The 13699-nt window shown below is 72.7% G+C and carries 8 protein-coding genes; all 8 read left to right on the top strand.

What is annotated here, in order from left to right; genetic code table 11:
- Positions 1-129: 129 nt before the first annotated feature.
- The gene (locus NP777_RS19900; protein ID WP_256651515.1) at positions 130-2064 is read left to right on the top strand and encodes a cellulase family glycosylhydrolase; all 1935 of its coding nucleotides are present in this window, start codon (positions 130-132) and stop codon (positions 2062-2064) included.
- Positions 2061-4331, top strand: coding sequence for a glycoside hydrolase family 3 N-terminal domain-containing protein (locus NP777_RS19895; RefSeq protein ID WP_256651514.1), 2271 nt, complete (start codon positions 2061-2063; stop codon positions 4329-4331). Before NP777_RS19900 ends, NP777_RS19895 begins: the two co-directional genes overlap by 4 nt.
- A gap of 109 nt (positions 4332-4440) precedes the next feature.
- Positions 4441-6369: a glycoside hydrolase family 5 protein gene (locus tag NP777_RS19890; RefSeq protein WP_256651513.1), complete on the top strand. Its 1929-nt coding sequence runs from the start codon at positions 4441-4443 to the stop codon at positions 6367-6369.
- Between the two features lie 113 nt (positions 6370-6482).
- Entirely contained in the window at positions 6483-7310 is an 828-nt protein-coding gene (locus NP777_RS19885) for an ABC transporter ATP-binding protein (RefSeq protein WP_256651512.1), read from the top strand.
- Positions 7307-8233, top strand: a complete 927-nt coding sequence (locus NP777_RS19880; protein ID WP_256651511.1) for an ABC transporter permease — start codon at positions 7307-7309, stop codon at positions 8231-8233. Before NP777_RS19885 ends, NP777_RS19880 begins: the two co-directional genes overlap by 4 nt.
- Before the next feature lie 42 nt (positions 8234-8275).
- Positions 8276-9427, top strand: a complete 1152-nt coding sequence (locus tag NP777_RS19875) for an ABC transporter substrate-binding protein (RefSeq protein ID WP_256651510.1) — start codon at positions 8276-8278, stop codon at positions 9425-9427.
- Positions 9428-9615: 188 nt separating this feature from the next.
- Complete coding sequence (locus tag NP777_RS19870) at positions 9616-11022, top strand: cytochrome P450 (protein WP_256651509.1); 1407 nt, start codon at positions 9616-9618, stop codon at positions 11020-11022.
- Positions 11023-12087: 1065 nt separating this feature from the next.
- Positions 12088-13677, top strand: a complete 1590-nt coding sequence (locus tag NP777_RS19865; RefSeq protein WP_256651524.1) for an amidase family protein — start codon at positions 12088-12090, stop codon at positions 13675-13677.
- The last annotated feature ends 22 nt before the right edge of the window (positions 13678-13699 follow it).

The raw sequence follows: 13699 nt of genomic DNA, 5'->3' as shown, positions 1-13699 counted from the left end.
CTCACCCGCGAGCCCCCCGCCCCCGCCCCCGACTGCCCCCCCGACCCCGCCCCGACCCCAACCCCGCCCCGACCCCGGTCACCTGCCGGGCCACCCCCCACCCCGTACCACCGAGATCCGAGAAGGACCATGCGACGCCACAGCGCCCAGCTCATCCACCACCCGGCCGTCCTGCCCTGGCTCGGCGCCAACTTCTGGTCCCGCACCGGCGGTCCCCTGATGTGGCGCGACTACGACCCGACGACGGTCCGCGCGGAACTGCGGGTGCTGCGCGAGCACGGCCTGACGATGACCCGGTCGTTCTTCTACTGGCCCGACTTCCACCCGGAGCCCCACCGCGTCGACGAGACGCTGTGCGAACGGTTCCGCGACTTCCTCGACGCCCACACCGAGACGGGCATGGGCACGGTCCCCACCTTCATCGTCGGCCATATGTCGGGCGAGAACTGGGACCCCGCCTGGCGCGGTGGCCGCGATCTCTACGAGGACGTGTGGATGGTCGGCCGCCAGGCGTGGTTCGTGTCCCAGATGACCCGCCGCTTCAAGGACCACCCGGCGGTCACCGGCTGGCTCATCACCAATGAGATGCCCGGCTACGGCCGCGTCTACCAGGTGGATCCGCCCTCCTCCGAGGTGGTGACCGCCTGGGCGCAGGCCATGTGCAACGCCGTACGGGCGGCCGGTGGCACCCAGCCCGTCTCCCTCGGGGACGGCGCCTGGGGCATCGAGGTCACCGGCCGCGACAACGGCTTCTCGCTGCGTGAGACCGCCGAGTACGTGGACTTCGTGGGCCCGCATGTCTACCGCTCGGACACCGACCGGCCCCGCCAGCATCTGCGCGCCGCCTTCGAGTGCGAACTGGCGTCGGTCACCGGACAGCCCGTCGTGCTGGAGGAGTTCGGGCTCTCCACGGACACCGTGTCCGATCGGAACGCGGCGGTCTACTACCGGCAGACCCTGCACAACTCGCTGCTCGGCGGGGCCACGGGCTGGATCGCCTGGAACAACACCGACTACGACGACCTGTGGGACCGCTCGCCGTACGACCACCACCCCTTCGAGATGCACTTCGGCATCACCGACCACACCGGCGCCCCCAAGGCCCCGCTGCTCGAACTCGCCGCGTTCGCCGAGGTGTTGAAGGCCGTGGACTTCGCACACTGCCGACGCGCCGACGCGGACGCGGCCCTGGTCGTGCCCGCCTTCCTGGAGCGCGGCTACCCCTACAGCAGGCCCGCCGACCGGCCGCTGATCTTCACATCCCTGCATCAGGGCTATGTGGCCACCCGCGCCGCCGACCTGCCGGTGGGCTTCACCCGCGAGGCCGACGGCCTGCCCGGCGACGCGGCCCTCTACCTGCTCCCGGCCACCCGCCAGCTCACCACGCGCACCCGGCGTGAGCTCGAACGCCGCGCCCACGCGGGCGCCACCGTCTACCTCTCGTTCTGCTCCGGAGAGCACCCGGGGACCCGCGGCCCGTGGTTCGACGACCTGGACGGGCTGTTCGGCGTCGAACTGCAACTCTCCTACGGCGTGGCCGAGCCCATCGAGGACGACGTCCTGGAGATGACGTTCACCGAGGACTTCGGCGGGCTGACGGCCGGGACCTCGCTGCGCTTCCCGGTCGCGGGCAACGAGGACAGCCGGGCGTACCTTCCGGTCGTTCCGCGTGACGCCCGGGTGGTGGCCGTCGACGCCCACGGGCGGCCCGCCCTGCTGGTGCGCGACACCGGGCGCGGCCGCACCGTCCTGGCCACCTACCCCCTGGAGCACATGGCCGCCCGCACCGCCCGCGCCAACCCCGAGGAAACCCACCGGCTGTACGCGGCGCTCGCCGACGTGGCCGGGGTCCACCGCCCGGTGACGGTCGACAGCCCCCACGTCGGCGCGGACCTCCTGGTCCACGACGACGGGCGCCGCTTCGTCTGGCTGGTCAGCCAGAGCCCCGAGGAGGTCACCGTTCGGCCCGCCGCCGAGGGAACGCTGCGCGACCTCGCGTCCGGCGCGGCGACGGCGGATGTGACACTCGACCCGTACGGTGTGCGCGTCCTGGAGCTGACGTGACCGGCCGGCTCTACCGCGACCCGACCGCGCCCGTGGCGGAGCGGGTCCGCGATCTGCTGGGGCGCATGACGCTCACCGAGAAGGTCGGCCAGGTCAACCAGCGCCTGTACGGCTGGCACGCCTACGAGCGCACCGACAGCGGCCACCGGCTCACCGACGCCTTCCGCGCCGAGGTCGCCGCGTACGGCGGGATGGGTGCCCTGTACGGGCTCCAGCGGGCCGACCCCTGGTCGGGTGTCGGCTTCGCCGACGGCATCACGGCGGCGGACGGGGCACGGGTCGCCGATGCCGTACAGCGGCATGTCGTGGCGAACAGCCGTCTTGGCATACCCGTGCTGCTCGTGGAGGAGGTTCCGCACGGCCACCAGGCCCTGGACGGCACCGTGCTGCCGGTCAACCTCGCCGTGGGCGCCACCTGGGACCCCGGGCTCTACGAGGCCGCGGCGGCCGCGGTCGGCGCGGAGGTGCGGGCACGCGGCGGCCACGTGGCGCTGGTCTCCGCCCTCGACCTGGTGCGCGACCCGCGCTGGGGCCGCGCGGAGGAGTGCTTCGGCGAGGACCCGTATCTGGCGGCCCGGCTCACCGAGGCGCTGGTGCGGGGGATGCGCACGGCGGACGTGGCCGTGGTGCTCAAGCACTTCGCCGGGCAGGGGGCCACCGTCGGCGGGCGCAACAGCGCGGCCACCGAACTGGGCGCCCGCGAGCTGCACGAGATCCATCTGGCGGCGGCCCTGGCCGGGATACGCGCCGGTGCGGCCGGTGTGATGGCGGCCTACAACGAATTCGACGGCCTGCCCTGCGTGGCCAGCCGACCGCTGCTGACCGAACTCCTCCGGGAGCGGCTGGAGTTCGACGGTATCGTGATGGCGGACGGCGGCGCCATCGACCGTCTGGTCCGGCTCACCGGCGACCCGGTGGCCGCGGGCGCCCTGGCCCTCGACGCCGGATGCGATCTGAGCCTCTGGGACGCCTGCTTTCCACGGCTGGCCGAGGCGGTGGCCCAGGGGCTCGTGGCGGAGCGGACCCTGGACACCGCCGTGGCCCGGGTGCTGGCGCTGAAGTTCCGGCTGGGCCTTTTCGAGCGGCCCTACGCGCCTGCCGTGGACCGGCCCTCCGACCCGCGTGAGCTGAGCGAACGCATCGCCCGCGCGTCCATCACCCTGCTCGCCCACGACGGGGAAGTCCTGCCGCTGCCACCCTCGACCCGCCGGATCGCCGTCCTCGGCCCGAACGCCGACTCCATCGCCCAGCAGATCGGCGACTACACCGCGCCACAGCGCCCCGGCTCCCACCACGTCACGATCCTGGACGGCATCCGGTCGGCCGCCCCGCCGGACACCGAGGTCAGCTACGGGCCAGGGTGCGAGCTGGCCGGCGGCGACCTCTCCGGTGTCCCCGAGGCGGTCGCGCTGGCGGCAGCGGCGGACATCGCGGTGCTCGTCCTGGGCGGGTCCAGCGCCCGGTCCGGCGACACCAGGTTCGACACCAACGGCGCGGCCGTCGTGAGCTCCGCCAACCCCGCCGGTATGACCTGTGGCGAGGGTGTCGACCTGGCCGAACTGCGCCTGCCGGACGGACAGTTGGCGCTCCTGGACGCGGTGGCGGCCACGGGTGTGCCGGTCGTCGTGGTCCTCGTCCAGGGCCGTCCGCACGCCCTGCCCGACCTCTCCGGCACGGCGGCGGCGGTGCTGAGCGCCTGGTACCCGGGCCCGTGGGGCGGCCGGGCCGTCGCCGACGTACTGTTCGGCGCGGCCGGGCCCGAGGGGCGGCTGCCGGTGTCCATCCCCAGGTCGGCCGCGCAGCTCCCGGTGTTCTACAACGCCAAGGACCACCGGTACCGCGGCTATGTGGACCAGCCCGCCACCGCCCGCTACGCCTTCGGCCACGGCCTGTCGTACACCACGGTCGCCTACGCGCCGCCACGGCTCTCGCGCGCCCGTGTGACCCCGGACGACCCGACGCTCATCTGCCGGGTCACCGTGCGCAACACGGGCGAGCGGCCGGTACGCGAGACGGTCCAGCTCTACGTGCGCCGGCTGGCGGGAGGCTCCTCGTGGCCCCGCGTACGCGAGCTCCGCGGCTTCGCGCGCCTCGATCTGCGACCGGGGGAGGAGTCCGACGCCGTGTTCGCGATCGACGCCGACACGCTCGCCTCCGTCACCCGGGACCTCGGCCTCGCCGTCGAACCCGGTGAACTCCTGCTGGAGACCGGGCCCTCCGCCGAGGCGACGCAGGGGGTACGGCTGGTGATCGAGCCGCCCAGCTGATCGCACGCTGTCTGGACGGTGATGTGAGGGACCGTCAGTATGGTGCCCGGGCGCGCCGGGTCCGGCGGAGCCGCGTTCGGGCACCATCCCTCACCCACGGGAAGGCCGCATGCCGACCAGGAGATCACTCAGGTACCTGACGGGAATCGCGTCGATCCTCGCCCTGCTGGCCACGGCTCCGGGACCGGTCGCCACCGCCCAGCAGCCCGCCGCGCGGGCGGCCACCGGCACTGCCCCTGTCACCGCCCCCGCGGCCGACACCTGGCAGCCGCCGCTGTCGACCCGCGGCCGGTACATCGTGGACGCCAAGGGCGACCGCTTCCGGCTCAAGTCGGCCAACTGGGATGGCGCGCAAGGGTCGTGGACGGGGAGCGGCAGTGTCGACGACCCCGCCAACCACCACTCCGGGCAGAACTCCTCCGGCATCCCCCTCGGCCTGGACCGGGTTCCCCTGCCGACGCTGCTCGCCGACTTCCATCGGCTCGGCATCAACAGCATCCGGCTGCCGTTCTCCAACGAGATGATCCACGCCACCGCGGCCGTCCCGGACAGCGCCGTCGCCGCCAACACCCAACTGCGCGGAAAGACACCGCTGCAGATCTTCGACGCCGTGGTGTCCGCTCTCAGCCGGGACGGCTTCGCCGTCATCCTCAACAACCACACCAACACCACCCGGTGGTGCTGTGGAATCGACGGCAATGAGCGGTGGAACAGCGGCCAGTCCACCGAACGGTGGATCGACGACTGGGTCTTCATGGCCCGCCGTTACGCCGACGAGCCACGCGTGGTGGGCGCCGACCTCTACAACGAGGTGCGCCGCGATGTCCTGGACGACCCCAACTGGGGCCTCGGCGACCAGCACGACTGGTACACCGCCGCGCAGCGCGCCGCCGACCGCATCCTCACCGAGGGCGGCCCCGACGTCCTCATCGTGATCGAGGGCATCAACTGGACCGGGATCCCGGTGGACGGGCTGCCCCACGAACGTCCCACCCTGGCCCCCGCGCGCACCCTCTCGCACACCCTCGCAGCCGCCCACAAGCTGGTGTACTCGGCCCACTTCTACGGATACACCGGCCCGCGGCACAGCGGCGCCACCGGCGTCGGCGAGACACACGACCCCCGGTACCAGGACCTCAGCCGGGATGAGCTGTACCGAGTCCTCACCGACCAGGCGTTCTTCGTCGCCGAGGACAGCGGGAAGCATTACACCGCGCCCGTGTGGATCAGCGAGTTCGGCATCGGATCGGCCGAGACGGGCACCGCGCCGCGCGCATGGTTCGCCAATATCACCGACTACTTCGCCGACCACGACGCCGACTTCGCCTACTGGCCACTCGTGGGATGGGAAGGCCACGACAACTGGTCGCTGCTGCGCTACGACTCCACGGGCCGCAGATCCGGAATCCTGGACCAGGGCGACTGGCGCGGCACGGCGTGGCGGCGGCTGATGACCGCGCCCGAACACACCGGCCCCGTCGACCGCGTCCCGACCTGGCGCATGCTCGTCACCGACCACGGCGACCATGTGCAGTCGCTGATCGAGCGGGGCCGGGGCGACTGGGATCCGGGCGCCTACAAGGCCGCCTGCCCCGACGGGCTGCGGCTGATCGGCCTCAGCCACACCGCGGGGCGCGGACTGTGCACCGACACCGGCGCCGACGACCCGCGCGCCCCCGGCACCGCCCATACGGTCGTCACGGACGAAAAGTACGTACCCGTCGGTGGCGACTGGGCCTCCGGCTACACCAAGTTCCAGTGCCCCTCGGACCAGTTCCTCATCGGCTACAGCCGCCGTGGCAGCCGGGTGTCCGCCGCGCTGTGCGCCCCGGCCCGCGCCCCGTTGGGCGCCACGGGACGTACGGTCTGGTTCGACCGCTCCGACAACCGGCCCGCCGACGCCGCCGGTGGCGACTTCGCCCATGGCGCCTACAAGGGCCAGTGCGCGGACGGCGAGTACGCCGCAGGGATCGCCTTCACCACACGTGTGGGCAGCTCCGGCGGCCCGGACGCGCTGCTGTGCCGCCGCCTGACCTGATCCGCGCCAGTCGCTCCGCCACCCTTGCCCGAATCTGACGGCCCGTCATATCGTAAAAGGTGTGCGCAGCCGTTGTCGCACGACACCCGCTCGACCGGATCAGGAGATACGGGGTGGAGCCGCACACCACACCCGGGGCCGCGCCGAAAGTACGTGCCCGCGCGGTGACCCGCACCTTCGGGCACGGAACCCGGCAGGTGCACGCCCTCGGACCACTCGACATGGACATTCGGCACGGGGAGTTCTGCTGCATCGTCGGCCCGTCCGGATGCGGCAAGTCCACGTTCCTGCGCATCGTCGCCGGACTCGTCCGCCCCAGCGGTGGGGAGGTCGAGATCCGCGCGCGTCGCCGGCACCCGGCCGCGATGATCCCGCAGGACTACGGCATCTACGACTGGAAGACCGTGCTGGCCAATGTCCGCTTCGGCCTCGACGTGCGGCGGGTGCCGCGCAAGGCGGCCGACGCGCGGGCCAGGGACTGGCTGGCCCGGCTCGGCCTCTCCGACTTCGCCGACGCCTACCCGGCCACCTTGTCGGGCGGGATGCGGCAGCGGGTGGCGATCGCCCGCGCACTCGCGGTGGAGCCGGAGGTGCTGCTCCTGGACGAACCGTTCGCCGCGCTCGATGCCCAGTTGCGCACCATCCTCCAGGACGAGCTGCTCGCGGTGTGCCAGGCGACCCGCACCACCGCACTGTTCGTCACCCACAGCCTGGAGGAGGCGATCGTGCTCGGGGACCGGGTGGTGGTGATGTCGGCCAGACCCGGCAGGGTGATCGCCGAACGGCATCCGCCGTTCGAACGCCCGCGCACCGGGGCGCTGCGCCACGCTCCGCAGTTCGCCGCGTTGCGGTCCGAGCTGTGGGAACTCCTGCGCGACGAGGTCCAGCGGGCCGGTGCGGGTGCCACCGCTTCGGCGGACCCGGTGGGGAACCCCTCATGACGAGCGAGAACACGGCGGCCTCGGCCCGGACCGCGCACCCCGGTGAACACCCCGGCGAAGGTGAACACGGCGGCGGGTCCGCCGAGACGACGCTGCTGGTGCGGCGGCCCGGACCGGGGGAGCGCGACCCGGTCCGTGCCCACCGGCGCCGCCGCGCCATCGAGCTCTCCCTCGCCCTCGCCGTGCCCGCCGCGCTGATCCTGCTGTGGCAGCTCGCCGCGGATCAGCGCTGGATCGACTCGCGTATCTACCCCGCGCCGTCCACGATCGCGGCGGACGGCTGGCAGCGCGCCGCCGACGGCAAGCTGTGGCCGGACGTATGGGCCACGCTCAAGCGGGTGGTCGCCGGTTACGCGCTCGGCACCGCCGCGGGCTATCTCTTCGGGCTGCTGATGGGCGCGCTGCGGATGGTCCGCGCGGCGCTGGAACCGTTGCTCGACGCCCTGTACGTCGTGCCCAAGCTCGCCCTGCTCCCCGTGTTCCTCAATATGTTCGGCCTCGGCGAGGGACCCCAGATCGCGCTCGTCGCGACCACCGTCTTCTTCTTCGTGTGGATCTCCACGATGGCCGCCGTGATGGGTGTCGCCGAGGGCCACCGGGAGGCCGGACAGGTATTCGGCGCCGGTCCCTGGCAGATGTTCCGCCATGTCCTGCTGCCCGCCTCGCTGCCGCAGGTCCTCGTCGGGATGCGGGTCGCGGCCGGAGTGGCGGTCCTGGTCATCGTGGCCTCCGAGCAGATCGCCGCGAACGACGGCCTCGGCCACCTGATCTTCGACTCGCGGACGCTGTTCCAGAACGACGTGATGTTCGTCGGCATCGTCTGCGTGGCCGTGCTCGGCGTGGTCTTCTCCGAACTCGTCCGGTTCATCGGCCGCCGGCTCACCCCCTGGGCGCCGCGGGACCGCGGCCGTCCCCAGTCCTGACCCACCTCGGCTCCGACCCCCGGCCCCCGGAAGGCGGCACCCATGGCACGGACACCCTCCCTCGCCCGCGCCCTGCTCACGGGCGTGACCCTGTTGGGCGTCCTCGGCTCCCTCGCCGCCTGCGACGCCCAGACCTCCGACTCGGCGCGCTCGGGCACGCGGGGCAAACCCCGCCCGATCACCCCTGTCGCGGGCTGCGCCAAGGGCTGGACCGACCCCTCCGACAGGTCCGCCGCCCGGCGGCCCGCCCGTTGCGCGTCCGGCGCGCCCGCGCCGAAGCCGCTGAAGAAGAGGACGAAGGTCATCGTCTCCGCCAGTACCCTGACCGCCGAGTATCTGGCACCCCTGCGGATCGGCGTGGCGAAGGGCGAGTTCAGCAAGGAGAAGCTCGATGTCGAAGTGAAGCTGCTGCCCACCCCGGACGCGCTTCCGCTGCTCGCCAAGGGCGATATCGACGTCCAGTACGCGGCGCCGGAGGCCGCCGTGCTCAACGGCATCCGGCAGGGGTTCGACATTCGCTGGGTCGCCGGCAACTTCACGCCCGCGCCCGGCTCCAAGAGCGGGTTCTGGGCCAGGCTGCGGCCGGGGGACACGGCGGGCGGGGTCAGCCTCAAGGACCGTACGGTCGGCACCCTCATCGGCAAGGGCTCGGTCATCACGTACCCGATGGCGAAGGTGCTCTCCGCGCACAAGGCCGACCTGGACAGCGTCCGCTTCCAGCAGCTCGGCCCGGCCGAGGTCCTCACCTCGCTGAAGAACGGCGGAGTGGACGCCGCCTGGCTGCTCGACCCGGTGTGGCGACAGGTGGACGGCGATACGGGCTATGCCTTCCTCGGCGGGCAGCCGCGGGGCGAACCGCTCGGCGGGCTCCTGTTCGGACCCGATCTGCTGACCGGGAACCCGGACGCGGGGGTGGCGTTCCTGCGCGCCTACATCCGCACCGTCAACACCTACTTCGCCGGGGACTACAAGAAGGACCGGGCATTCCTCGACGACCTCGGCGATGTGCTCAAGACCGGGCCGGACACGCTGGCCGCCGTGCCGTCGCTGCGCATGGACTGGGAGATTCGCGCGGGCACCGTGGACCGTCTGCAGAAGGCGTACGCCGCCGCCGGGGTGGTCGAGGGCGACCCCCTGCCCGAGGACCAGGTCGTGGACCGCTCCTTCTACGCGGAGGCGGTCGGCCACAACTAGCGCGCTCGCTGCCCCGGACCATAAAGATCGGCCACGCTGTTCAGCCGGCCGAACGGCCGCTAATGTGGCCTGCGCCGTAGCGGGCCGACTCTCGCTCCGTGCCGCGCGTCAGATGCCGTGTGGCTTCCCCCACACGGATCCCGCGGCCCGGCGGGAATGGTCCAGCTGTCGCCCTAAAGGACATCGAAATGCACTTCCCCCCTTCCGAGCCGTCCGAGCTGGAGTCCCTCGCGGCCGAGCCGCTGATGACACGGGACTTCGAGACCCGGCCCGCCGCGGTCTACGCACGCCTGCGGGCCCGGTACGGGCCGGTGGCACCCGTCGATCTGCACGGGGTCCCGGTCTGGCTGGTGCTCGGCTACCGCGAGGTGCGGGAGGTGCTGCGGGACGAGAGCACATGGAAGAAGGACGTCCAGCACTGGCGGTGGCTGCGCGAGGGCCGGGTGCCGTCCGACTGGCCGCATCTGCCCGGCTACCAGGTCAGCCATCTGCTGGTCCAGGACGACCAGCGGCACAAGGCGACACGCGTCGCCGTGGAGGAGGCGCTCGCGCCCTTCCAGGACTCCGACGCGCCCCAGTCCTGGGAGCTGGCGAGCGCCGTCTCCCGCCACGCCGACGAGCTGATCACCTTCTTCGCGGACGGCAGCGACAGCGGATGGGTGGACCTGGGCGCGCAGTTCGCTCGGGCGCTGCCGCTGATGGCCGTCAACCGGCTGTTCGGCTTCCCGGTCGACCAGGGCGACGACGTGTTCATGGACTCGTGGCGCATGGTGGACGGCGGCCCGGACGCCGCGGCGGCCGTGGGCCGGCTGGTGGCCGCGACGACCGAACTCGCGGCGTACAAGAGGCAGCACCCCGGAGACGATCTGACCACCCGGCTGCTCGCCGTCGAGCCCCCGCTGACGGTGGAGCAGATCGGCCTGGAGCTGTACGCGATCATCGTCATCATGTCCGAGCTGGTCAGCCACGCCATCACCAACAGCGTGCTGGAGGTGCTGGCCGGGGAGGCCGGGACCCGGGCCGGACTGATGGCGGGGCCGGTCGAGGAGCTGGTCAACCGCGTGCACATCGCCTCGCCGCCGTGGGTCAACCTCACCTTCCGCTTCCCCGCGGTCGACACCGACCTGGGGGACTTCCGGCTCGCCGCGGGCGATGTGGTGGTGCCCTCGATCGCCGCCGCGCACGGCGACCCGATGTTCGCCACGCCCGGCAGCCAGGACGCGTCGGTGAGTTCGCGTGCCCATCTGGCCTGGGGCGCGGGAACTCACCAGTGCCCGGGGCGGGGGATCGCCGACATGATCGTCACCACGGCGGTGGGCAAGCTGTTCGAACGGTGTGACTTCGAACTGGGGCTGCCCGTCGACCAGTTGCCCTGGCGCTCGTCCACGCATGTACGCGGCCTGAAGTCCTTCCCGGTCCGGTACCGGATGCGGACGCGGCAGGCTCCGATGGCCCCGGCCCCGGCCGCGGGAGGCGCGGCGCCCGCCTCGCTGCCGGAGCCCGCGCCCTCCGCTCCCGCGACACCCGCCCCCGCCCAGCCGGAACGGCCCCGCTCCGCGCTCTGGCGCTTCCTGGCGAGCCTGCGCCGCGGCTAGGGATGTCCGGCGGATCATGCCGCCTTGCGGCGAGCTGTTCCCCTCCCCGCCCCTTCCCGAAACTGGGGCTTCGTCCCCAGCCCCCGAACCGGGGCTCCGCCCCGAGCCCCCGGAACTGGTGCTTCGCGGCGAGCCCCCGGACCGGGGCTCCGCCCCGAGCCCGGATCTGGGGCTTCGTGTCGAGGCTTCGGGCTGGGGCTTCGCCCCGAGGCTTCGGGCTGGGGCTTCGCGCTGGGGCCCCGAAACTGGGGCTTCGTCCCCAGCCCCCGGACCGGGACTCCGCCCCGAGCCCGGAACTGGTGCTTCGCGGCGAGCCCCCGGACCGGGGCTCCGCCCCGAGCCCGGAACTGGTGCTTCGTGTTGAGGCTTCGGGCTGAGGCTTCGCCCCGAGACTTCGGGCTGAGGCTTCGCCCCGAGACTTCGGGCTGGGGCTTCGCGCTGGGGCTTCGCGCTGGGGCCCCGAAACTGGGGCTTCGTCCCCAGCCCCCGGGTCGGGGCTTCATCCCCAGCCCCCGGGTCGGGGCTTCGCGCCGAGCCCCCGAAACTGGGGCTTCGCGCCGAGTTCCGGAAGTGGGGCTTCGTGTGAAGGTTCCGGAAGTGGGGCTTCGCGCCGACGCTCCGGGCCGGGGCTTCGTCCCGAGACTCCGGAACTGGGGCTTCGTCCCCAGCTCCCGAACCGGGACTCCGCCCCTTCTCGCCGGCATCGACATGCGGCTTCGCCGCGTGGTGGGGGTTCGCCCCCAGGCCCCGGGGTCCAGGGGCGGAGCCCCTGGTATCGGGAAGGGGCGGGGAGGGGAAAGCATCCGTATGCGGCTCCCACCGAGTGGTGGAACTCCGCCCCAGCCCCCGGGCCGGGGCTCCGCCCCTGCCACGCGGCGGAGCCGCACATCGGTTCTGCGGGAAGGGGCGGGAAGGGGCGGGGAGGGGACAGATCCGCCGGACGCCCCGTAGGCGTCCACGCCCAAGCTCGGCGCGTAAGCCCCTTGCGCCGGGCCGTCGGCCTGTAGTGCGCTGACCCCCATGAGGAGCATGAGGAGCATGAGGAGCACGAGGGTCATGAGCGCCATGAGGAAGCCGAGCCTTGCCACACTGGTCGCCGCCCTGGTGGCGGGCTCCCTCTGCGCGGGCGCACCGCGACCGCGGGCCGCGGCCGCCGAGGCCGGCGGCGGCACATCGTCGCCGCCGACCGCTTCCCCCGCCGAACTCGGCCTCGATCTCGACACGGTGACGATCCCGGAACTCCAGGCGCGGATGGCCGACCGTTCGCTGACCTCGTCGGCCCTGACCACCGCCTATCTGCGCCGGATCAAGGCCATCGACCCCACGATCCACGCGGTGCTGCGCACCGACCCCACCGCCCTGCGGCAGGCGGCCGCCAGCGACGCCAGGCACCGCCACGGCCGCACCCGTGGCCCGCTCGACGGCATCCCCGTCCTCCTCAAGGACAATGTGAACACCCGGGACCTGCCCACGACCGCCGGTTCGCTGGCGCTGGCCGGAAGCCCGCCGGACACGGACGCCGCCCTGGTGACCCGGCTGCGCCACGCGGGGGCGGTGATCCTCGGCAAGACCAACCTGTCCGAGTGGGCCAACTTCCGTGCGGCCAAGCCGACTTCGGGGTGGTCGGCGGTCGGCGGGCAGACCAGCAACCCCTACGTACTGGACCGCAATCCCTGCGGGTCATCCGCAGGTTCGGGCGCCGCGCTCGCCGCGTCGCTGGCGCAGGTGGCGATCGGCACCGAGACCGACGGCTCCATCGTGTGCCCGGCCGGGATGAACGGGGTGGTCGGCCACAAGCCCAGCCTCGGCCTCGTCAGCCAGTCCGGAGTGGTCCCGATCTCCGCCGAGCAGGACACCGCGGGCCCGATGGCGCGCAATGTGACCGACACCGCGCTCACCTTCTCGGTGCTCAGCGACACCGCGCTCCCCGGCGATCCCGCCGCCCTCCCGAAGGCGTCCAGTCTGCGCGGCAAGCGCATCGGCCTGTGGCGGCTGCCCTCGCTCGGGCCCGAGGCGGACGCCGTGATGACCCGTACCGCGAAGCGACTGCGCACGGCGGGGGCCGAGGTCGTCGAGGTGACACCGCCGTACCAGGACCGGCTGGCGGAGCTGGAATTCCCCGCGCTGCTGAGCGAGTTCCACCGGGACATCGACGCCTACCTCGCCACCCGCAAGGGGCCGCGTGACCTCGCCGGGCTGATCGAGTTCAACCGTGCCCACCCGGCGGAGCGGACCTGCTTCGAAGGGCAGGAGCTGTTCGAGCGGGCGCTGGCCGCGCCTCCCACCACCGACCCCGAATACCGGGCCATGCGCGCCGAGTTGAAGGATCTCTCGCGGCGTTCCCTCGACGAGACCATGGCCACCCATCACCTGGACGCCATCGCCTCGCCGACGAACCCGCCCGCCTGGACCACCGACTGCGCACGCGGCGACAACGATGTGATCCCGTCCTCGACCCCCGCGGCCGTGGCCGGATACCCGTCCCTGTCGGTCCCCGCCGGGTTCGTGGACGAGCTGCCCGTGGGCGTGCTCCTGATGGCCGGTGACCACGAGGACGCCGAGCTGCTGTCGCTGGGCGCCGCGGTGGAGCACCGACTTCACGCCTGGCGAGCGCCGCGCTACCTGCCGTCAGCGGGAACCGGCGCCTCCCGGTGAACGGCCCATCGGAACGTCTCCC

It is taken from the genome of Streptomyces rugosispiralis (genome assembly GCF_024505145.1).
In the GTDB taxonomy this organism is placed as follows: domain Bacteria; phylum Actinomycetota; class Actinomycetes; order Streptomycetales; family Streptomycetaceae; genus Streptomyces; species Streptomyces rugosispiralis.
The sequence above is the reverse complement of the archived record's forward strand: the minus strand, read 5'-3'. Positions and strand labels throughout refer to the sequence as shown.

Excerpts from the sequence above, each read along its gene's own strand:
- NP777_RS19900 (WP_256651515.1), top strand. The coding sequence starts at position 130 with ATGCGACGCCACAGCGCCCAGCTCATCCACCACCCGGCCGTCCTGCCC.
- NP777_RS19890 (WP_256651513.1), top strand. The coding sequence starts at position 4,441 with ATGCCGACCAGGAGATCACTCAGGTACCTGACGGGAATCGCGTCGATC.
- NP777_RS19880 (WP_256651511.1), top strand. The coding sequence starts at position 7,307 with ATGACGAGCGAGAACACGGCGGCCTCGGCCCGGACCGCGCACCCCGGT.
- NP777_RS19875 (WP_256651510.1), top strand. The coding sequence starts at position 8,276 with ATGGCACGGACACCCTCCCTCGCCCGCGCCCTGCTCACGGGCGTGACC.
- NP777_RS19870 (WP_256651509.1), top strand. The coding sequence starts at position 9,616 with ATGCACTTCCCCCCTTCCGAGCCGTCCGAGCTGGAGTCCCTCGCGGCC.
- NP777_RS19865 (WP_256651524.1), top strand. The coding sequence starts at position 12,088 with ATGAGGAAGCCGAGCCTTGCCACACTGGTCGCCGCCCTGGTGGCGGGC.